17 protein-coding genes are annotated in these 21,950 nt (G+C 67.5%); 9 read left to right on the top strand and 8 right to left on the bottom strand.

The genetic code is table 11. The features are described from left to right. Nucleotides 1-22 precede the first annotated feature (22 nt). The 7 genes from ACN6O8_RS16095 to ACN6O8_RS16065 form a co-directional block, all read right to left on the bottom strand. Complete coding sequence (locus tag ACN6O8_RS16095) at nt 23-1,483, bottom strand: ABC transporter permease subunit (protein ID WP_427992033.1); 1,461 nt, start codon at nt 1,481-1,483, stop codon at nt 23-25. Between the two features lie 10 nt (nt 1,484-1,493). Further along, nucleotides 1,494-2,882, bottom strand: a complete 1,389-nt coding sequence (locus ACN6O8_RS16090; RefSeq protein WP_427992032.1) for an ABC transporter permease subunit — start codon at nt 2,880-2,882, stop codon at nt 1,494-1,496. After that, complete coding sequence (locus ACN6O8_RS16085; protein ID WP_427992031.1) at nt 2,879-3,589, bottom strand: ABC transporter ATP-binding protein; 711 nt, start codon at nt 3,587-3,589, stop codon at nt 2,879-2,881. Before ACN6O8_RS16085 ends, ACN6O8_RS16090 begins: the two co-directional genes overlap by 4 nt. 228 nt (nt 3,590-3,817) lie before the next feature. Next, entirely contained in the window at nt 3,818-5,209 is a 1,392-nt protein-coding gene (locus ACN6O8_RS16080) for an MFS transporter (protein WP_427992030.1), read from the bottom strand. A 32-nt stretch (nt 5,210-5,241) separates the two neighbouring features. Continuing rightward, entirely contained in the window at nt 5,242-6,390 is a 1,149-nt protein-coding gene (dgoD, locus tag ACN6O8_RS16075; protein ID WP_421465214.1) for a galactonate dehydratase, read from the bottom strand. Beyond that, complete coding sequence (locus ACN6O8_RS16070) at nt 6,387-7,040, bottom strand: 2-dehydro-3-deoxy-6-phosphogalactonate aldolase (RefSeq protein WP_427992029.1); 654 nt, start codon at nt 7,038-7,040, stop codon at nt 6,387-6,389. The genes dgoD and ACN6O8_RS16070 overlap by 4 nt, the downstream gene beginning before the upstream one ends. After that, complete coding sequence (locus ACN6O8_RS16065) at nt 7,037-8,056, bottom strand: 2-dehydro-3-deoxygalactonokinase (RefSeq protein WP_427992028.1); 1,020 nt, start codon at nt 8,054-8,056, stop codon at nt 7,037-7,039. Before ACN6O8_RS16065 ends, ACN6O8_RS16070 begins: the two co-directional genes overlap by 4 nt. A gap of 315 nt (nt 8,057-8,371) precedes the next feature. Between ACN6O8_RS16065 and ACN6O8_RS16060 the strand changes: the two genes are divergently transcribed. From ACN6O8_RS16060 to ACN6O8_RS16020, 9 genes are all read left to right on the top strand, one after another. After that, nucleotides 8,372-9,208 carry an IclR family transcriptional regulator gene (locus tag ACN6O8_RS16060; RefSeq protein WP_427992027.1) on the top strand — a complete coding sequence of 279 codons (837 nt, stop codon included), beginning with the start codon at nt 8,372-8,374 and terminating at the stop codon, nt 9,206-9,208. 117 nt (nt 9,209-9,325) lie between these two features. Continuing rightward, entirely contained in the window at nt 9,326-9,835 is a 510-nt protein-coding gene (locus ACN6O8_RS16055) for an RNA polymerase sigma factor (RefSeq protein WP_427992026.1), read from the top strand. Between the two features lie 83 nt (nt 9,836-9,918). Further along, entirely contained in the window at nt 9,919-10,938 is a 1,020-nt protein-coding gene (locus ACN6O8_RS16050) for a FecR family protein (protein ID WP_427992025.1), read from the top strand. A gap of 302 nt (nt 10,939-11,240) precedes the next feature. After that, nucleotides 11,241-14,459, top strand: coding sequence for a TonB-dependent hemoglobin/transferrin/lactoferrin family receptor (locus tag ACN6O8_RS16045; RefSeq protein WP_427992024.1), 3,219 nt, complete (start codon nt 11,241-11,243; stop codon nt 14,457-14,459). 142 nt (nt 14,460-14,601) lie between these two features. Next, complete coding sequence (locus ACN6O8_RS16040) at nt 14,602-15,198, top strand: heme acquisition protein HasA (protein ID WP_427992023.1); 597 nt, start codon at nt 14,602-14,604, stop codon at nt 15,196-15,198. A gap of 240 nt (nt 15,199-15,438) precedes the next feature. Beyond that, nucleotides 15,439-16,050, top strand: a complete 612-nt coding sequence (locus tag ACN6O8_RS16035) for a heme acquisition protein HasA (protein WP_427992022.1) — start codon at nt 15,439-15,441, stop codon at nt 16,048-16,050. A gap of 135 nt (nt 16,051-16,185) precedes the next feature. Next, on the top strand, nt 16,186-18,123 hold the full coding sequence (locus tag ACN6O8_RS16030; protein ID WP_427992021.1) for a type I secretion system permease/ATPase: 1,938 nt from the start codon (nt 16,186-16,188) through the stop codon (nt 18,121-18,123). Continuing rightward, the gene (locus ACN6O8_RS16025) at nt 18,120-19,472 is read left to right on the top strand and encodes an HlyD family type I secretion periplasmic adaptor subunit (RefSeq protein WP_427992020.1); all 1,353 of its coding nucleotides are present in this window, start codon (nt 18,120-18,122) and stop codon (nt 19,470-19,472) included. Before ACN6O8_RS16030 ends, ACN6O8_RS16025 begins: the two co-directional genes overlap by 4 nt. Before the next feature lie 44 nt (nt 19,473-19,516). Continuing rightward, nucleotides 19,517-20,824: a TolC family outer membrane protein gene (locus ACN6O8_RS16020; protein ID WP_427992019.1), complete on the top strand. Its 1,308-nt coding sequence runs from the start codon at nt 19,517-19,519 to the stop codon at nt 20,822-20,824. A gap of 101 nt (nt 20,825-20,925) precedes the next feature. Here the strand turns inward: ACN6O8_RS16020 and ACN6O8_RS16015 are convergent, their stop codons facing one another. Further along, entirely contained in the window at nt 20,926-21,861 is a 936-nt protein-coding gene (locus ACN6O8_RS16015; RefSeq protein WP_427992018.1) for a LysR family transcriptional regulator, read from the bottom strand. Nucleotides 21,862-21,950: the final 89 nt, after the last annotated feature.

Below are 21,950 nucleotides of genomic sequence, written 5' to 3'. Positions count from 1 at the left end.
TGGGGGGGTGAAAAACCTGTCTCTAGATCACGCGATAGCGGCGCAGGCGCCAGCCGGCCAGGGCCAGCAGCAGCGCGGCGGGCGCCAGCAGTTGCCCCAGGGCGCGCAAGGCCCGGGCGCGCACGGCGGCGGGGTCTTCCTCTTGCCAGTGAAAGACCGGCATGGCGGCGAAGTCGGCGGGCGTGATGGCGCGGCTGGCTTCGATGCGGGGCAGGAAGAAGTCCTTCCAGGCGCGGTGATAGGCATCGATCTGCCGCAGGAAATGGGCGTGGCGGCGTTGGCCGGTGCCGGCCAGCGCGGTGATGCCTTCGTACGCGACCGCCGCCGGCGACAGCGCGCTGTAGCGCGCTACCAGCGCCTGCTGGCGCGCCATCTGCGCGTCGAAGCGCTCCAGTTCCGGTTGCATCGCCGCGTCCACCTGCCGTTCGACGCGGGCATGGCCCAGCGGACGGCCGGTTATTTCCAGGCGGCCATCGCGGGGAATCAGGGCGTCGGGCTTGTCCATGTGGCCGTAGTCGGTCGACAGCAGCGCGGCGTGGTCGCGCATCGCCAGCGCCGTGGCCACGCGGGTGCGCGTGGCCAGTTCGGCGCGCGATGGCGCGGGGCTGGCGTAGGCCGCCACCAGGTTGAGCAGCACCGGCACCACCAGCACCAGCAGCACCCAGCCGACCATCAGGATCATGGCGTTGGCGGCCGACGATCTGCCGAAGGCGTTGACGGCCACCACCGCCGCGAACCAGAACAGCGCGTAGGCGCCGACCAGCAGCGCCCACCACAGCGTGGCGCTGGCGGCCTGCAGCGCCTGGGGGCGGGCCAGCAGCAACGCGGCCACCGGCAGCAGCACCGCCGCGCCCAGCAGCACCGCCGCGCGCAGCGCGATCTTGCCGCTGATCAGGGTCGCCAGCGCCAGCGGCTGCGACAGCAGCAGGCGCAGCGTGCCGTCTTCCTTTTCGCCGGACAGCAGGTTGTGCCCGAGCGCGAAGATCAGCAGCGGCAGCAGGTAGATCACCACGAACGCCAGGTCGAAATGCCCGCTGAGCAGGTGCCAGGGGTTTTCGATGTCGTTGTCGTGGATGAAGTTGACCTTGCTGTCGTAGGTCACCTTGAATTGCGACGGAAACAGGTCGGTCTGGCCCAGCGCCACCGGCGCCAGCGGCACGCTGGGCATGAGGGCGTAGTGCGCGCCCAGGCCGCCGCCCATGTTGGCGGGGCTGGCGGGGTTGCCGAACGGCGTCGGGGTTTCGCTGCCGTCCATGATGCGTCGCAACTGCGCCAACTGGCTGGCGCGGTTCTGCGCATCGGCGCGCGCCAGCGCGGCCTGGGCCTCGTCGCGCAGCGACGTCTGCAGCAGTCCGTTGAAGACGGCGTAGCCCACCAGCAGCAGGAACAGCAGGCCGCACAGCCACAGCGCGCGTTCGCGCGTCAGCAGGCGGAGTTCGTGCCGCAGGACCATCCCGAAGCGGCGGAGTTGCGAATCGTGCACCTGGGATCTCCTACAGGGCGGTCTGGCGGGCCACGGCGCGCCAGGCGAAGGCCAGGCTCAGCAGCAGCGCGGCGCCCAGCATCAACAGGCTCAGGCGCGCCTGCCGCAAGGCCCAGCCGGCCTCGGGCGGCTGGTAGCGGAACGGCGGCACGCGGGCCCACAGCGACGGGCCGGCCTGGTACGAGAAATGCTGGTGTTCCAGCGTGTCGGCATGCGCCACCAGATCGGCGCTGACGATGTCCTGGATCACGCGGCGTTGCCGTTCGGCGGCGGTGGTGAAATCGCGGTGGTGGGCGAAGTCGGTGCCGGCCATGGCGGCGGACAGCGCGCGCACCGCCAGCAGCGGCATCAGCCAGCCGGCCGATTCCTGCACGGTCTGCTGGCGCTCCCAGGTGTCCCACAGGCGGCCGAAGTGGCGGTCGTAGACGGCGTAGCTGGATTGGTCATCGAGCTTGAGCGCCAGGCCCCATTTGTTCAGCGGCACGTCGCGGCTCCAGCGTTCGGTGGTGCCGAAGGCCTGCATCCAGACACGGTCCGAGGTGGCCTTGAGGTCGTCCTGCAAGGCCTGGTTGAATTCCAGGCGCGTCGGGCTGGGATAGAGGCCGCGCGACAGCTCGGCCATGACGCGCGGCGCGATCACCGTATTGGCGATCCACAGCGCCAGCAGCACGGTGATGGCCACGCGCGACGAGCGCGCGGTCGCCGATACGCCCAGGGTGACGAAGATGAACACCGCCAGGTACAGCGCGTAGCCGCCGGCCAGCACGCCGAAGCGCCACAGCGCATCGGCCCGCCCGCCGGCCAGCCACACCGCCGCGATGGCGGCCAGCGCCGCCGGCACCAGCAGCAGGGCCAGGCTCATGGCCAGCGCCGTGACCTTGCCCCACAGCAGGCGCCCCGGCGCCACGCCCAGGCTCAGCGTCTGGCGCAGGATGCCTTGTTCGCGTTCGCCCGAGAAGGCGTTGAAGCCCAGCACGATCACCAGCAGCGGCCCCAGCGCCTGCAGGATCCAGGCGGCCGACAGGTCGCCAAAGCGTTGCAGGCCGGTGGCGTCCTGGGCGGGACGGAACTTGACCTCGCTCTGGCGGTGCGCCTGCAGCCACACGGTGCTGCCGATGTACGGATTGATGCCGGGATCGAGCAGCGCCAGCGTGGTGTCGGGCTTGAAGACGTGCATGCCCTGGTGGGCGGCGTCATGCGGGTGGCGCGTACCCTGCTTGAGCCAGTCGCTGTAATCGGTGTTCTGCGCCGCGGCCTGTTCGGCGCGCGCCTCCTGCTGGTGCAGGTAGCCGACCGCCAGCGCCGTCAGCAGCAGCACCGCGACGATGCCGCCGGCCCAATACAGCCGGCCGTCGCGCAGGCGCTCGCGCAGGTCTTTGAGAGCGATCAGGCCGATCATGCCTCGGACCTCATGTGCGCCAGGTACAGCGCTTGCAGGTCGACCTCGCCGATCTGCGCGGCGTCCAGGCTTTCCACCAGCCGGCCGCGCTTCATGATGCCGACGCGGGTGGCGGTCTGGCGCGCGTGGAACAGGTCGTGGGTGGTGGCCAGGATGGCCACGCCGCGTTCGGCGGCGCGTTGCAGCAGGCGGGTGAATTCCGCGGCGGCGGAGGGATCCAGGCCCGAGGTGGGCTCGTCCAGCAGCAACGCGCGGGCATTCTTGGCCAGGGCCACGGCGATCCACACTTTCTGCCGCATGCCCTTGGAATACGCGGCCACGCGCTTGTCGGCGGCCGCCGGGTCCAACCCGACCTCGGCCAGCAGCGCCAGCAAGCGCGCGCGCGGCGGCGCTTCGCCCAGGGCCAGCGCGGCGAAGTAGCGCAGGTTTTCCAGGCCGCTGAGGGTGCCGTACAAGTTGACCTGTTCCGGGATGTAGGCGACATGGCGCTTGCTGGCCAGCGGTTCGCGCGCCACGTCCAGCCCGTGGATCAGGGCCTGGCCGCCATCGGGCGCGATGAAGTTCAGGAACAGGTTGATGGTGGTGGTCTTGCCGGCGCCGTTGGCGCCCAGCAGGCAATAGATCTCGCCCGGCTCGATGCGCAGGTCCAGCGGGTGGAGCGCGATCTGGTCGCCGTAGCGTTTGGTCAGGCCGATGGCTTCGAGCACTGCGAGTCCTTCTTCGTTCGAAGATGCGGGGAATTCAAGGGGAGGGGGCAGCGGATGGCGCCTTCAGGCGCATGCCGCTTTAATTAAGAATGACTATCGTTGGATATGATATAACATAACGTGATTATATCGCCATACCTCACGCGGAACTCGGGCGAAATCGAGGATCTAAAGCAGAAGGGCGTCCACGTGGACGCCCTTCGTCATTGCGACAGCGGTGCCTGCCGATCAGGCCTCGATCCGCTCCACCTTGCCCACCAGCAGGATGTACGACAGCGCGCCCAACAGCGCCAGCGACGACACATACACGATGGCCGGCGCGAAGTTGTCCTTCGACACCAGGAAACCGATCACGATCGGCGTGCAGATCGACGACAGGTTGCCGACGAAGTTGAACACCCCGCCGGTCAAGCCCAGCAAGCGCACCGGCGCCAGCGCCGACACCAGCGACCACGTGATCGATGCCAGGCCGTTGCCGAAGAACGCCAGCGCCAGGAAAAAGATCACCCACGGCGTCGAATCGGTGAAGTTGGCGCCGATCATCGATGTCGAAATCAGCAGCCCCAGGATGATGGGCAGCTTGCGCGCCAGGCCCACCGTGGCGCCGCGGCGCACCAGGAAGTCCGACAGCACGCCCGAGCACAGCACGCCGACGAACGCCGCCAGGAACGGCACCGACGCCAGGAAGCCCGACTTGATGAAGTCCATGCCGCGGTACTTCACCAGGTAGGTGGGGAACCACGTCAGGAAAAACCACAGCGTCGAGGTCAGGCAGAACTGGCCCAGGTACACGCCCCACAGCTTGCGCTGGCTCATCACCAGGCCCAGGTCGTTCCAGTTGAACGGGGCCTTCTTTCGCCGCCGGGCCGCCCCAAGGCGAAAGGCGCCCCCTTGGGGGCCAGGAAGCCCGTCTTGCGGGTGCGCCGTGGGGGCGTCTTCATTGACGCGCTTGTCCAGGTCGACCACGCCGCCGCCCTTCTGGATCAGCTCGATCTCGGCCGCGTTGGCGCCCTTGAACTGGCGCGGTTCACGGTAGATCATGTACCACAGCACGCCCCAGACGATGCCCAGCAGGCCGGTGCTGACGAACACCATGTGCCAGCCGTAGTGGTGCTGCAGCCAGGCCAGCACCGGCGTCAGGAACGCCAGGCCGACGAACTGGCCCGAGGTGTAGAAGCCGATGGCGGTGGCGCGTTCCTTTTCCGGGAACCAGGTCGTGACGACGCGGTTGTTGATCGGATAGGCCGGCGCTTCCAGCGCGCCCACGGCCAGGCGCAGCACGAACAGGATCACGAAGCTGCCGGCAAAGCCCATGAAGAACGTGGCCGCCGACCACAGGATCAGCGCGGCCGCGTACAGCACGCGCGGCGACACGCGGTCCACCAGCCAACCGCCCGGGATCTGCATGGCGGCATAGGTCCAGCCGAAGGCCGACAGGATCAGGCCTTCGTGCACCGTGTCCAGGCCGAACTCGTCCTTCAGGGCGGGCGCGGCGATCGACAGGTTGCTGCGGTCCAGGTAGTTGATGACGACGGTGATGAACAGCATCACCATGATGAGATAGCGGCTGCGCGTCGGCCGCTGGGCGCTTTGCAGGCCCGGGTGGGTGGCGGTGGTCAAGGCGGTCTCCTCTTTCGCTTTTCTCTACCGGCTTACCACTCGGCGAAACTGCCGTCGGCGTGGCGCCAGATGGGGTTGCGCCAGCGGTGGCCGACCGCCGCGCGTTCTTTGACGTATTCCTCATTGACCTCGATGCCCAGGCCGGGACCCTGCGGAATCGCCACCATGCCGTTCTCGTAGGCGAACACTTCGCGGTTGCTGACGTAGTCCAGCAGGTCGTTGGCCGCGTTGTAGTGGATGCCCAGGCTCTGCTCCTGGATGAAGGCGTTGTAGCAACCGGCGTCGATCTGCAGGCAGGTGGCCAGCGCGATCGGGCCCAGCGGGCAGTGCAGCGCCAGCGCCACGTCGTAGGCCTCGGCCATGGCGGCGATCTTGCGCGTTTCAGTGATGCCGCCAGCGTGCGACGGATCGGGCTGGATGATGTCGACATAGCCGTCGGCCAGCACGCGCTTGAAATCCCAGCGCGAGAACAGGCGCTCGCCCAGCGCGATCGGCGTGGACGTCAGCGGCGCCAGTTCCTTCAGCGCCTCGTAGTGCTCGCTGAGCACAGGCTCTTCGATGAACATCAGCTTGAACGGGTCCAGCTCTTTCATCAGCACCTTGGCCATGGGCTTGTGCACGCGGCCATGGAAGTCCACGCCGATGCCGACGTTGGGGCCGACCGCCTCGCGCACGGCGGCCACGTTCTCCAGGCACTTCTCGACCTTGTCGAACGAGTCGATGTACTGCAGTTCCTCGGTGCCGTTCATCTTCACGGCGGTGAAGCCGCGCTCGACCGCGCCCTTGGCGGCCGCGGCCGTATCGGCGGGACGATCACCGCCGATCCACGAGTACACGCGGATGCGGTCGCGCACGTTGCCGCCCAGCAGTTGCGACACGGGCACGCCCAGATCCTTGCCCTTGATGTCCCACAGCGCCTGGTCGATGCCGGCCAGCGCGCTCATGTGGATGGCGCCGCCGCGATAGAAGCCGCCGCGGTACAGCACCGTCCAGTGATCCTCGATGTTGCGCGGGTCCTTGCCGATCAGGTAGTCGGACAGTTCCTCGACGGCGGCGGCCACCGAATGGGCGCGGCCTTCCACCACCGGTTCGCCCCAGCCGACGATGCCGGCGTCGGTCTCGATCTTCAGGAAGCACCACCGCGGCGGCACGATGTAGGTAGTGAGCTTGGTGATCTTCATGCTTGGGTCTCCTGGGCGGGATAGGCGCGTTGCCAGGCGGCGATGAAAGCGCGCGCGTTCTGGCCGACTTCGGTGGCCGACAGGCCGGGTTTGTACAAGGCGGAGCCCAGGCCGAAGCCGCTGGCGCCCGCCTGGGCGTAGATGGAAAGGTTGTCGGGCGTGATGCCGCCGACCGGCACCAGCGCGATCGGCGGGCGCATCACCGCGCGCCAGGCCTTGAGCACGGCCGGGCCGAGCTGCTCGGCGGGGAACATCTTGAGCACGTCGGCGCCAGCGGCCAGCGCGGCGAAGGCCTCGGTCGGCGTGGCCACGCCGGGGCACGACGCCAGGCCGGCGGCCTTGGCCGCGCGCACCACGGCCAGGTCGCTGTGCGGCATGACGATCAGTTCGCCGCCGGCATCCTTGATGCGGGCCACGTCAGCGGGATCCAGCACGGTGCCGGCGCCGACAAGGCAATCGGCCGGCAGCGCGTCGCGCATGGCGCGGATGCTGGTCAGCGGCTCGGGCGAATTGAGCGGCACTTCGATCAGGCGAAAGCCCGCGTCGTACAGCGCGCGCCCGACGGGCACGGCCTCGGCCGGGGTGATGCCGCGCAGGATGGCGATCAGGCCGCAATGGGCCATGGCGGTTTGCAGTCCGGTATGAGTCATGATGGTGTGCTCTCGGAAGAAGGGGCGGCGGGCACCAGGCCGGCGCTGAGCGCCAGGTGCCACAGGCCGCGTTCGGTGGCGTGCCGCGCCAGTTGCGGCGTGCCCAGGCCGTAGTGCCGCAGCGCCAGGATGTAGCGCTGGCACAGCGCGTCGTCGCCGCACAGCACGATGCGCGGCAGGTCGCCCTGCAGGCGCAGCATGTCGGCCAGCGCGGAGATTTCGTGGCCGATCAACAGGCCCGACAGGTAGTCGGCCTGCGACACCCCGGCCAGTTCGCCGGTCAGCCCCAGCGCGCGCGTGCTGAAGATGGTCGACAGCACGCCGGCGCGGCCGGCCGGCACGCCGGCCACTTTCAGGCCGCGCTCGAAGGCCGCCATGTCGGCGGCCGGCGCCTCGACCATGGTGCGGCCCAGGATGGTGTGGCCGCGCAGCGCGGCGTAGACCTCGCCGGTCATGAAGGTGTCGAAGTGGGTGACCTGGCCACGGCGCGTGTTGACCCATTTCGAATGGGTGCCGGGCAGGCCGATCAGCACGTTGGCGGCGGGGTCGCCGGCCTGGTCGAACAGCACGCCGAACACCTGCGTTTCTTCGCCGCGCATCACGTTGGGCAGGCCATGGCGCTGGATCAGGCCGGGCACGATGTGCACCGGCGTGGCGCCGTCGCGCTCGACGCGGGTCAGCAGGGTGCCGATGCGTTGCAGGTCGACCGGCACATCCAGGTAGGCGGCTTCCCGCCAGCCCTGGGCGCTGCCGACCATGCCGCAGGCGATCACGGGCAGGCGGGGTTCGGCCCGCAGCCAGTCGCCGCAGGCCTGCTCGAACGCCAGTTCGAAACCCGATTGGCCGCTCGGGGTGGCGGCGCCGTCCTGCAAGGGTTGGGGCAGGCGCATGATGCCCCACGGCAGGTGGCGGGTATCCAGCGTGCGGCCGGCGCTATCGAGGCGGTAGGCGCGCAGCGAAGAGGTGCCCCAGTCCAGCGCTATGAGGGCCGCGCGGGCAGGCGATCCGGTTGTCATCAGAATCTGTCTCGTCTCTGGCCGGCGGCGCGCTGCGGGCGAGGGCGCACCAAAGAGGGCGCGGTACTCGCGGAGGGGCAGGCGGTGGCCGACCTTGTTGTCGTCAGGCCCGCGGCAGCGCCGGAGAGGCACGGGAACGGGCTGCGAAAAATTCTAGATCAGCGCTTGAAAAATCTCAAAATATAGAATTAAATCCCACATACAGGGAATTTAGCGTAAAGGGATAATGATGCCTTGCCGGGGCATAGGCCATTGCGCCGCGCCTTCCGCCTTCGCCTGCCGTTTCACCTTTGCAATATCCAGCGCCTGCCCCCAATGCCCGATTCATCGCCCGCCTCTCCTGCCTACGACCCCGACGCCGCGGCCCCCGCCGGCACCCAGACCCTGATGCGCGGGCTGGGCGTGATCCAGGCCGTCGCCGCCGGGGCGCGGGATCTGAAAGACATCTGCGCCCATATCGGCGTGGCCCGCAGCACCACGCATCGGCTCGCCAGTTGCCTGGTGCAGGAACGCTACCTGCGTTCATTGCCCGGCGTGGGCTACGTGCTGGGGCCCAAGCTGATCGAACTCGGCTTCCAGGCGCGCGAAGCCTTCCCCATGGCGACGCTGGCGCGGCCGTACCTGGATAGCCTCGCGGCCGAGACCGGCGACACCATCCACCTGGCGGTGCGCGACAACGACGAAGTGCTGTACCTGGAAAAGATCCCCGGCAAGAAGGGCCTGGAGATGCGCTCGCGGGTCGGCCACCGCATGCCGCTGGCCGCCACCGGCGTCGGCAAGGCGCTTCTGCTGGATGCCGACGAACCGCAATGGAAGGCGCTGCACCGCGTCGGCGCGCCGGTATCCTCGCGCGCGCCCGGCGGCCGCCAGACCTGGGAAGCCTTCCGCGACCGCATGCGCGACTACGCGGCCAACGGCTACGCCTTCGACCTGGAAGACAACGAACCCTCGATCCGCTGCGTGGCGGCGCCGGTGCGCGATGCGTCCAGCGGCATCGTCGCCGCCATCAGCGTGTCCAGCACGGTGCCGTACATGTCGCTGGACCGCATGCGCGAGATGGTGCCGGTGGTGCGGGAGGCCGCCGCGCGCATCTCGGCGGAACTGGGGTGGAAGGTGCAGGGCGCGCCCACCCGGCCAGGGGCGGCCGACTGAGATAAATCTCCGACGAAATCGCGTGTCGCAGCCGCCGGCCCCGCTGGGGATCGGTGCTAGTCTCGTCGCTCATCCTTGATGTCCATCATGATCGAGTAGATTGACGGCGACGAGCAAGTGGCGCCCAAACCTGATGTCGCGCGCCTGTATGCGGCTTATGCCGAGCGGCTGCGTCGCTACCTGTTCCTGAAAACCAGTGAAGCCGAACTCAGCGCCGACCTGGTGCAGGAGTGCTTCGCCCGCCTCCTGGCGCACCGGGAAGACATCCCCGTCGACGACACCGTGTTGGCCTATCTCTACGCCATCGCCAACCGCCTGCTCATCGATCACCGCCGCAATCATCACCAGTCTCGCACCGACATGGCGTCGGACGACTTGCTGGAGGGCTTGCGCGACCCGCGCACCGCGCCCGACGTGCACGCGCACATGCGCCGGCAACTGGCGCGGCTGGCCGCGACCTTGGCGGAATTGCCGCCGCGCACGCGCCAGATCTTCAAGCTCTGCCGCATCGAGGGCCTGAGCCATGTAGCGGCCGCCCGCTATCTGGATATCTCTCCCAGTTCGGTGCAAAAACACCTGGCCATGGCCTTGGATCTGATGCGCGAACGGCTGGGGAACGATCCATGAACCGCGCAACAATTCCCCGCGCTGGCCGCTTTTTTACTGTGTTTCGCGCCTGGGCCGTTTATCTCTTTCATGAAGATCCCATCATGCATCCGCTGAACCGCTTCGGCCGCGAACGGCGCCTGCGCCGCCAGGCCAGCCTGTGGGCCGTGCGCCTGGAGGCGGGCGAGCTCACGCCGGCCGGACAACGCCGCCTCGACCGTTGGCTGGCGCGCGACGCGCGCCATGGCCCGGCCCTGGCCGATGCCGAAAGGGTCTGGGCCCTGGCCGGCGCCTGCTGTGATGCGCCGCCGTTGGCGCAGCCGGCCCCGCAGGCGCGGCGCCACCCTTGGCATGCCTGTGCCGCGTCATGGTGGCGGGCTACTCCCATGACGCCCCGGCGGCGCGCGGTCGCGCTGGCGGCCCTGGCGCTGATGGTGGTGGGCGTGGTCAACGGGCCGGACGCGGCCGCGCCCTGGCTGGCGGACTACCGCAGCGGCGTCGGCGAAATCCGGTCCTTGGTGTTGCCGGACGGCAGTCTCGTGCTGTTGGGCAGCAACAGCGCGCTCGACGTGGAATACGACGCCACGACCCGCCGGGTCCGGCTGCTGCGCGGCGAAGCGGTGTTTTCGCCGGTGCCCACGGGAGCGGCCGAACCGCGCCGCTTCGTGGTGGCGACGGCCGGCGGCAGCATGACCGCGCTGGGCACGCGCTACGCCGTGCGGCGCCGGGATGCCGGCCACGGCTGGATCGGCGTGTTGCAGCACCACGTCGAACTCGCGCTGGACCGTCCGCCCGCATCGGGCGATGCGCGCGCGGCGCTGACAGCCGGCGACAGCGCTGCCTTCAGCCATGCCGGCGGCATCGCGCGCAGCGACGTCGCGCCTGCGCGGGGCGCGGCCTGGGCCGACGGCTATCTCGTCTTCGAGGGCGATCCCCTGGAACGGGTCCTGCAACGCATCGGCGATTTCCGGCCGGGGCAATTGATCCTGGCGAACCGCGATGCGGCGCGCAGGCCGGTGAACGCGCTGTTCCATCTCGATAACCTCGACGGCGCGCTGGCCACGCTGCGTGGCGAGATGCGGCTTAAGCAGTTGCGCTTGCCGGGGGTGACGGTGCTGTACTGAACGGTGTCGCATCCGTCAGTGCCCTGCACGGCTCTACAAAGCCCGGTTTGTAAAACGGAAAAACAAACGCTTGTTTGTATTCGACACCCATCCGCTCGTCGATGACGCTCTCGGCGGTGGGCGATACCCATGGCCGAAAAGTCGGCGGCACGATCCGTCGCGGTGCGTGTGCAACGCCATCGTCAGGTCTTGAGTAAGACCAAGTCGGGCCATCGGCGCGCCGCTCTCCCTCTGGCGGCAGCCTGTTCCAAACTTTTTTTACTGTAGTTCGATTCACAACCGTTAATGGTAATGATGCGCGTTTGCATCAGCAGCAACCAGAGGCGGCAGTGAAGAGAAGAGAGGTGAAGTTCCGAATTGCGGGCCGTATGTTGGCCGCGGGCGCTTTGGCGCTACCTTGCCTGTCAATGGCGCAAACGCACGAGGGCGCCTCGGGCATATCGGCGCCTGCTGATCGGCAGGCCGATGAGCGTCAGCGGACGTTGGTTTTCGACATTCCGGCGCAAACGATGGCGCAGGCTGTGCTGGCATTCGCGCGTCAGTCGGGCGTTGACCTGTACATGAACGACGTCGATCTCTCGGCCTACACCAGTGTTGCCCTCAAAGGCAGCTTCAGCATCGAAGCCGGCCTGACCAGGTTGTTGGGAAACAGTCCGATCGGCTACCACTATCGCCTGACCGCGGGCGATGTCCGCCCGAATGTGCAACTGGTCGACAAAGGCCCCGGCGCGCGTGCGCGGGTGTACTCGATGGCGCCTGTCGTAGTTCGCGGCAATGATGTCAACGAGCGCGTCTACCAGGCCCCCCGCGCCGTCAGCATCGTCACGCGCGAAGAGATGGACCGCGTCCCGGTGCGCCACGCCGCCGAACTCATCCAGGACACGCCGGGCGTCGCCAGCGCCGTCAACCGCCAGAACCCCGGCCTGTCGATCAACATCCGCGGCATGCAGGACTTCGGCCGCGTCAACATGATGATCGACGGCATGCGCCAGGATTTCGTGCAGAACGGGCACATGCAACGCAACGGAGAAATGTATATCGATTCGGAATTGCTGTCCGAGGTGCAGGTAGAGCGGGGCGTGGTGCGCGGGGTGCATGGCACCGGCGCGATGGCGGGAAGCGTTGACTTTCGCACGCTGGATTTCGGGGATGTGCTGCGCGAAGGCAGAGATATCGGCTTGAAGCTGCGCGGCACGTCCGGGATGGGATATCAGGGAAACGGTATCAACTTCATCGGTAGCGCGGCGGGCGCGGCGCGCGCGGGCGAGAACCTGGAAGTGATGGCGGCGGTGTCGCGACGGTCTATCGGGGACTATCGGATAGGCGCATATGGCGGCGCTTCAGGCCAGAACTCGGTCTGGGTGACAGACAGCGGCGGCAGGGGCATCGGCAAGGTCGAATACAACGATGTGAAATTCGCCGCCCAAGAACAGGATTCCAGCCTGTTCAAGGCGCGCTGGAAATTGAATGACGCCTCGTCCCTGCAATTCAGTTATGTCGGCACGCAGGTAGGCTATTCCTACACCATGGACGCCAATCTCTCGGTGCAGGAGAGCGGCACCCCTTGGCGCAAGCTGGGCACTTCCAGCGCGCAATCCAACAGCTTCTCGGTGGACTACAAGCTCAAGCCGGCCGACAAACCTTGGTTGGATTTGAATCTGAAGCTCTATGCCGTCGATACCAGCATCAAAAACCACACGACACCGAATTATCCGAAATCCGTCGCTTTTGGATCGGTCACCGATCCGGCGCTGATTCGGGAAAACATTAATACTGAGTACTGGAACAGCGCCGGCACCGGCACGTGCGATAACACCAAGACCAAGTTCTCTTCTTACGCGAAGGACATTTGTTCACAGTACGGATTCGATCGGGATAGCCGCCTGCGCACCATAACCAATGGCTTGCAACTGGACAATACGTCGCGCTTCATGGTGGGCGAGAAAACGCTGCTCAGCGCCAACTACGGCATTGAGTACTTCACGGATCGCACCACCTCCAGCCAGCGCTGGCATGTCGAGGGGCGCGAGGTCCAACCGTTCGGCCTAGATGGTAAGGACGCGCTCAATCCGCGAGGTCACCGCAGCATGGGTAGCCTTTTCGCCGAGCTAACGCTGGAAGATGATTTCTATACGATCTCCGCGAGCCTGCGCTATGAGCGCTACCAGGCCAAGGGCAAGACACAGACGCCTGGTACGACGCGGATCTACCAAAGCACCGTGGATAAGGTTGAGCAGTCGGCGTGCGCACAGGCGGTTGGCGGCACGAATCTGACACGCGACGAGAACTACAGAGAGATTTATAGGGAAGGCTGCCGCATCGCGCGGACCGGTGATCTGGCGGCCTTGAAAGCGTGGTGGGACGCCGATCCGGCCTACCTCCTCTACTCTCTTGAAAAAGAGATCGACCCGAGCGGCAAGGTGACGTGGGTACGTACAGGCAAGACCTCGGTGCAGCACCTCAGCAGCATTGGCGGTCGCAAGCGCGAACTAGAAACTGCCTATCCATCCCGGTGGCTGGAGGACCAGCCCGCCCTATACGATTACGACGTCGACCGTAGCGCCGGCAAGCTGCTGCCGGCGCTGTCCGCTGCCATCCGCCCCGCCCGTTGGCTGGAGTTGTACGGCAGTTGGGGAAACTCCTGGCGTCCCCCGGCCATCAATGAATTGCTGATGGTCGGCGGCCATCCCACGCAGGGCTTCGCCACGATCCTGCCCAATCCCCTGCTGGATGCCGAGACCTCCCAAACCTGGGAGGTCGGCGTCAACACCATATTCAAGGACGTCGCGCTAGATGACGACAATTTGTCGCTCAAGGTCGGGTATTTCGACACGCGGGCCGACAACTATATGTTCTCCTCAATGGATGTGATGACGCCCGGCGCGGGGCTGGAGAAGTTGCCGTTTCCCGGAACGACCGCCTTCGTCAACAACCGCACCAACACCCAGTTTCGCGGGCTGGAACTGGAAGGACGCTATGACGCCGGCTGGCTCTACGGTGGCGTGAGCTACACGCATTACCTGGGCAGCGCCAACAAGTTCTGCGAAGACCTGTATTTCCTGGGGTCTGGACCCAACAAATTTGACCAGCCCAATGCGGACGGCAGCTATCCGTCGCAGCACAACGACGCCGTCGCAAAGGGGTATGGCTCCTGGCGGGCGTGGGCCGATAACCAGGTCGAGTGCGGCAATTTCGTCTTCAACAGCGCCATCGCCAAGCCGGTGGACAAGGGCATGGTCCAGGTCGGCATGCGGCTGCTGGAGCGCAAGCTGGATACCGGCGTGCGTTTCAACTACAGCGGCGAGGGTTGGTACAACCGCGACGCCGGTGGCTCCCAAGTCTGGTTCAAGTACACCACTTGGGACTGGTACGCCAGCTATCAGGCCAACGCCAACGTCAAGCTGATGGCCTCGGTCGAGAACCTGACCAACCGCATGTACGTGGAAGGGTATTCCGATGCCCTTGCGCGTACCTTCGCGCCAGGCCGCGCGGTGACGCTGGGGATGGAGGTGCGCTTCTAACACAGGAATCGTTGCGGGTCCGCTCATCGCGACCCGCGCAAGGAACATGCGTTGTCGCATGTACGGCGTTCGCGGTCTGCGGCGCCGGCCACGCCGGGAAGGCTGTTCCCGGTGCAATCTTTATCTGTAGGAAATTTCAACTATGACTGCTTTCATCAGCTATATCGATGACCATCTCAGCGCCGCAACGATGGAGGGCTCGCTCAAGGACATGCTGCTCGCATTCCAAAGTGAGGGTGCGGAAGGTGAACACACCAGCATGCCGAATTCGGGCGGCTTCTTCGGCGGCAACATGTTCAACGGCACCGAATACGCCTACACCAGCAAAGCGGTTCCCAACTATGCCTTCGTGGCCGAGGGCGACATACACTATTTCTTCCCTCCCTTCAGCGGCCACGCGGGTGATGGTCCGACCGCCCATACGGTATGGGGCGAGCTGGATTCGATCACGTTGGGTGCCGGCGTGGACAAGGCTGGTCACATGGTGGACCCGCTGATTACGTTCACGTTCGAGGGACCGATTTTCGGCGACGTTGCTGAAGGGCGGGGTAACGACGTGCACGACATTATTTGGGGCTTGATGAACGGTCACGTCGATGGCATCGACGACACCAAGGCTGGCGTCGATACCCATGGTGGTCTGCTCGCGGCCTTGGGGAACGACTTCTTCACTCAGTCCATCGCCGACCTGGTCGCCCACAACTTCACCACCGAAACCGACCTCGCCCTGGCGGCGTAATCCGGTTGCTGCGGCCTTGCGCCTCGTGGGTGCAAGGCCGCAGATCAGAGTGGCCGATTATTTCGAGCCTAGACCGTATTGCGCAGTCCTCCCCGGTAAGTGGTGATGCGGTAGCTAGAGAGTGGCTCCATCAGAAATCGTGCGATTAATTCGCATGGGCGACGTATGAACAGTACTTCGTCGTTCAGGCCGGGCCATGGCCCGGCACAAGTTCACTACTGGAAATCCAGGAGTATCGATATGACCGTAAGCATCAGTAATTTCGACGAACACCACCTTCCGGATGCCTCGACGGCGGAAAGCTCGCTGCGTGAGGTGCTCCATGTCTTCGAAACGAACGGCGTGGCGGGGGAACATGTCACCGCGTCGAACTCGGGCACGTTCTACGGTGGAGGCTGGTTCAGCTTTTTCAGCGGCACGAGCTATGCATATAGCAGCAACGACCCTGCGCACTATGCGTTCGTGGCAACGGGCGATCTGCACTACTACTTCCCGCCATTCAGCGGTTCCATGAGCGACGGCCCGACTTCGCATACGCTGTGGGGATCGATCGAGTCCATTACGTTGGGGGGCGGCGTGACCAAAGGTCAGATCGTGGATCCTCTCATTACGTTCACGTTCGATCAACCCGTTGTCGGTGCCGTCTCCGAGGGACGAGCCAACGACACCCATGACGTCATCTGGGGCTTGATGAACGGCTCGGTTGACGGTGCGGATGACAGGCTTGGCAGCGGCACGCATGGCGGGTTGATTACCGCCCTGGAAAACAACGGCCTGGACGTCGACATGTCCATCGCCGACCTCGTCGGCCACAACTTCGCCACCGAAGCCGACCTGGCCCTGGCGGCTTAACCCTTACGTGAGTTTCCCCGCGCTTTTCTCGGGCGCGTGGGCCACGGTCGCGGCGGGACTTTCCCCCGCCGCGACCGTCTTTTTGTTTATTCATTCCGCAACTCCCGACCCCCGGCCGGACAAGGACACACCACCATGCAGCAAGACCAGAAGCGCGCGGGCGCGGCACCGGAAGGGGGCGCGTTGGAGATCAAATCTCTGCTGGCGCGCTTTCGCACGGGCTGGGTCAGCGTGGCGGCCTTCAGCGTTGCCGCCAACCTGCTGATGCTGGCGCCGTCGCTCTACATGCTGCAGGTGTACGACCGCGTGCTGGCGTCCGGCAACGTCTTCACGCTGGTCATGCTGAGCCTGATGATCGTCGGGCTGCTGGCGTTGATGGGCGCGCTGGATTACGCGCGCAGCGCGGTCATCATCCAGATCGGCGCGCGCTTTGACGCCGCGCTGGCGGGGCGCGTGCATGAAGCGGCGTTCCAGCGCGGCCTGGCGGGCGTGCCGGCCAACGCGGGGCAGGCGGTCAGCGACCTGAACACGGTGCGCCAGTTCCTGACCGGCAGCGCGGTGTTCGCGTTCTTCGATGCGCCATGGTTTCCGCTGTTCCTGCTGGTGATGTTCCTGTTCCATCCTTGGGTCGGAACGCTGGCGTTGGCGGGCGCCCTGGTGTTGGTGGCGCTGGCGTGGCTCAACGAGCAGGTGTCGCGCAAGCTGCTGGCCGAGGCGGGCGGGCTGTCGGTGCGGGCGGGAATCGAGGCCGAAGGGCAGTTGCGCAATGCCGAGGCCATCCAGGCCATGGGCATGCTGGCGCGGCTGCGGTCGCGCTGGCAGCGGTTGCACGTGGGCTACGTGCGGCGTCAGGGGTTGGCGAGCCGCCGCTCGGCGATGATCGCCAGCATGTCCAAGACGGTGCGCCTGGCGCTGCAATCGCTGGTGTTGGGCCTGGGCGCGTGGCTGGTGCTGCAAAGCCATGTCAGCGCCGGCATGATGATCGCGGGATCGATCCTGATGGGGCGGGTGCTCAGCCCCATCGACCAGGTGATCGGCGCGTGGCGGCAATGGGCGGGAACGCGGTTGGCGTGGCGGCGCTTGCAGGACCTGCTGGAAACGTATCCGAAGCAGCCCGCCGGCCTGACGCTGCCCGAACCGAAGGGCGCGCTGCGGCTGGAGGGCGTGACGGTGACGCCGCCCGGCGCGGCGCAGCCGACGTTGGTGAATGTGTCGTTCGCGCTGGAGCCGGGGCAGGTGGTGGGCGTGATCGGCCCGTCCGGCGCGGGCAAATCGACGCTGGCGCGATTGGTGGCGGGCGTCTGGCCGGCGCGGCTGGGCGCGGTGCGGCTGGACGGCGCCGACCTGCGGCAATGGGAACGCACGCGGCTGGGAGAATGGTTGGGCTATGTGCCGCAGGACGTCGAGCTGTTCTCGGGGACGGTGGCCGAGAACATCGCCCGCTTTCCCGATCCGGACAGCGATGGCGCGGAACTGGCGCGGCGCGTCATCGAGGCCGCCCGGCTGGCCGGGGCGCACGACATGATCCTGGCCCTGCCGCGCGGCTATGACACGCCGCTCGGTACCGGCGGCCAGGGCCTGTCGGGCGGCCAGCGCCAGCGCATCGCGCTGGCCCGCGCGCTGTATGGCACGCCGCGCCTGGTGGTGCTGGACGAGCCCAACGCCAGCCTGGACGAAGTTGGCGAGCAGGCCTTGCTCGACGCGCTGGGCCGGTTGCGCGAGATCGGCGCGACGGTGGTGCTAGTGACGCACCGGCCCAAGGTGCTGGCGGCCACGACCCATCTGCTGTTGCTGCGTGACGGACGCGCGCAACGCTTTGGCGCGACCAGCGAGGTGTTGCGGCCGCCGCCGGAAGGCGCTGCCGGGACGCAGGCCCCGGCGGCCTCCGGGGCGGGCGCGTCCGATGCGATGGCGGCGTCGAGCCGGCCGGCGGGGGCGGCTGGCGTGGCCGGCGAGGTCGGGGCCGGCGGCACGGCGTGCGCACCGTCGGCGCGCAGGCCGGCATCGGTGGCTCAGGTGTATCCCTTGGCCGGCGGGGCGTTTGCGGGGCAGTTCTCCGGAGGCAAGGCATGACCGGACGCACCGAAGGCAATCGCGTGCTGGTGTTGCGGCCCGAACGCGACACCGGCGAACCCGACGCGGTCGATCCGATGGCTACCGCCGGGTGGTCGGCGCGTTTCGGCTGGTGGGTGCTGGCGTTGGGCTTTGGCGGCTTTCTGGCGTGGGCCGCGTGGGCGCCGCTGGACAACGGCGTGGCGATGCCGGGAATCGTGGTGGTGACTGGCGAACGGCAGGCGGTGGACAGCATCGAAGGCGGCTTGGTCAGCGCCTTGCTGGTGGCCGAGGGCGATACCGTGCAAGCCGGCCAGGCCCTGGTGCGGCTGGACGATACGCGGGTGCGCGGCGAGGCGCGCAGCCTGCGCACGCAGTTGGCGGCCGTGACCGCCCGCGAGGCCCGGCTGCTGGCCGAGCGCGATGGTCGCGACGACCTGGCAGTCCCGGCCGAGAGCGCCGATGCCGACGCCATCGGCGCCCTGGAAATGGAACGCCAGTTGTTCGCCAGCCGCCGCGCGGCGCTGGCGGGCGAACTGGCCAGCATCCAGGCCACGCTGTCCGGCAGCCGCGCCCTGGCCGGCGGTCTGGAGGCGACGCTGGCGCACAAGCGCACGCAGCGCGCCCTGCTGCGCGAGCAGTTGGGCAATCTGCGCGAGTTGGCCCGCGAAGGCTATGTGCCGCGCAATCGGGTGCTGGAACTGGAGCGGTCCCTGGCGCAACTGGACGGCGACATGGCGACGGATCTGGGCACGCTGGGACAGACGCGCCAGCAGATCGCCGAACTGGGCGTGCGCGCGCAGCAGCGGCGCGATGCGTTCCAGCGCGAAGTGCGCACGGACCTGGCGGAAACCCGCGTGCAGCGCGAACAGTTGACGCAGAAACTGGATACGGCGCGGTTCGATCTGGCGCACAGCGAGATCCGCGCGCCGGCCAGCGGCACCGTGGTGGCCCTGGCGATCCATACGGTCGGCGGCGTGGTGCAGCCGGGTTCGCGCCTGATGGAGATCGTGCCCCAGGATCAGCCGCTGGTGGTGGAGGGGCGCCTGCCGGTGGAGTCCATCGACAAGGTGCATGCCGGCCTGCCGGTGGAGCTGATGTTCACGGCGTTCGACGCCAGCCGCACGCCGCGCCTGGAGGGGGCGGTGACGCTGGTGTCGGCCGACCGCTTCGAGGACGAGCGCGGCGGCCGGCCCTATTACCGCCTGCGCGCGGATGTGGCGCCGGGGCAGTTGCGCCGTATCGGCGACGCGCCGCTGCAAGCGGGCATGCCGGTGGAGGTGTTCGTGCGCACGGGCGAACGTTCGTTGTTGAACTACCTGTTCAAGCCGTTGCTCGATCGCGCGCGGCTGGCGTGGGGGGATGCATGAGCCGCCTGTCGAGACGGGCCGCGGCAGGGATGCTGGCGTGGGTGATGTTGCTGCCCATGGGCGCGGGCGCACAGGCGCTGGATTTTCGGCAGGCGTACGCCATGGCGCTGGGCGCTGATCCGACCTGGCAGGCGGCGCGGGCGCGCGAGCGGGCCGACGCCGAGGAGTTGTCGCTGGGCCGCAGCGGTCTGTTGCCCAGCCTGAGCTATCACTACAGCCGGGCCCGCAACGACACCACGTCGCGCCAGCAAGGCCGTTGGAGCACGTTGGAGCAACGGTCGCGCTATGGCAGCCATGCCTCGGGCTTCACGCTCAGCCAGCCGCTGTTCGACGCGGCGGCGTTCGCGCAGTACCAGGCGGGACGCGAACGCGCCGAAGCCGCGGGCCTGACCCTGGCGCGCGCCAGGCAGGCGCTGGCGGTGCGCGTGCTGCAGGCCTACACCGCCGTGCTGACCGCGCAACGGGCGCTGGCGCTGACGCAAGCGCAGGGCCGTTCCCTGCAAGAGGACGCCCGCCGCAGCGCGCGCTTCGTGGCGGCCGGGCAGGGCACGCGTACCGACCAGCTTGAGATCGAGGCGCGCGCCAATGTGGTCCAGGCGCAGGAGATCGAGGCGCGGGACCAATTGCGCGAGGCGCGCAATGCGCTGCGCGCCATCGTCGGGCCGGCGTTGGCGGATCGGCCGTTGGCGCCGGTGGACCTGGGCGGGTTGGCTCGGCTGGCGGTGGACGAGCATGATCTTGCGGGATGGCGCGCGCTGGCGCTGGACGGCAATCCGGAACTCCAGGCGCAGCGCCACTTGCTGCAGGCCAGCCGGCAGCGCTACGAAGCCGCCCGCGCCGGGCATCTGCCCACCGCGCGCCTGTATGCCCGCAAGCAGTTGACCAACTCCAACGGCGAGAACCAGATCGGCCAACGCTACGACACCGGGTCGATCGGCATCGAGGTCAGCATTCCGCTGTACTCGGGCGGAAGAACCTCGGCGGCCAGCGGACAGGCCCTGGCCGAGCAGGAGGAAGCGCAGCACAAGTTGCAGGCCGCCACCTGGGCGCTGCTCGATGACCTGGAGCGGCAGTTCCATACCTTCGCCAGCAGCGGCCAGCGTATCGCGGCCTACCAGCAGGCGGCCGATGCCGCCGGGCTGCGCGTGCAAGCGACGCGGCGCAGCGTGCAGGGCGGCGAGCGCACCAACCTGGATGTGCTGGATGCCGAACGGCAGCGCTTCGAGGCGCTGCGCGACCTGGACCGCGCGCGCTACGACCATCTGCTGTCCTGGCTGACGTTGCGCTGGCAGGCCGGCGTGCTGGATGACGCGGACGTGGCGCGCGTGGGGAGGTTGTTCGTGGCGGGCTGAGGCGGGCTTGCCACGGCGGGGCGGATGCCGGCTTGGTTCGCAATGGGCCGGGCCAGCGTTCAGGGCGACTGGCGCTACCCGGGCGCGCATGCGCGCCCGGTTTACTTCAACGGCGGCAATGGCAACAGCCGCCGCGAGATGGCCTGCATGGCGGTCGTCAGTTGCGCCGCCAGCGCCTGGGCGGCCGGCGACAGCGAGCGGTCGCGCCGGTGCAGCAGGCCGATGGCGCGGCGGGCCGAGGCGTCGCACAGGGGCGCGGCGCGCAGACCGGCCAGGTTCAGTTCCGGCAGAGCCAGGCGCGGCAACACGCTCACGCCCAGCCCCTGGCGCACCATGCCGGCGGCGGTGCCCATGTTGGTGACGTCATAGCGCAGCGCGGTGGCCGGCGCGCCGGTTTCCTCGCGCACCGCGCGGTCGAACTGCTGGCGCGCATTGGAGCCCTGCGACAGCAGGATCAGGTCGTAGCGCAGCACGTCGCGCCAATGCAGCGGGCCGCGCTTGCGGTCCAGGCGATGGCCTTCGGGGTAGATGGCGCAGAAGCAGTCCTCGGCCAGCGCCGCGAACGACAGGTCCGGCGCCGGCTCGGCCAGCGCGCCGACGGCGAATTCGATCTGGTTGGTGCGCAGCATGGCCACCAGCTCGTCGTTGTGGGCCTCGACCACGCGCACCTTCAGCGCCGGATGCAGTTGCCGCAGCGCGCCGACCGCCACGGGCAGCAGTGCCAGCGCGGTGGAGGGCAGCGCGCCCAGCGTCACGTTGCCGCGCCGCACCGCCGCCAGGTCCGCCAGGCTGCGATAGGCTTCTTCCAGGTCGGCGATGGGGCGCTGCACGCGGGCGTGGAAATCCTGCCCGGCCGAGGTCAGGCTGATGCTGCGGGTGGTGCGCTCGAACAGGCGCAGGCCGAGCACGTCCTCCAGATCCTGGATCAGCGCCGTGAAGGAGGGCTGCGTCACGCCCAGCAGGTTGGCGGCGTGGGTGAACGAACCGGTATCCACCGCCAGCAGGAAGGCCTTGAGGGGCCGGTACTTGATATTCATAGCCATAGGCTAAGAATATAAGAAAAATATCAAATTGTGCCTAATAGTCGGCGGGTCGATGATGCGTCTACCGAGACCTCTGGATTGCC

This window comes from Achromobacter sp. (assembly GCF_050285565.1).
In the GTDB taxonomy this organism is placed as follows: Bacteria; Pseudomonadota; Gammaproteobacteria; order Burkholderiales; family Burkholderiaceae_B; genus Achromobacter.
This window is presented reverse-complemented; position numbering and strand designations above follow the sequence as displayed.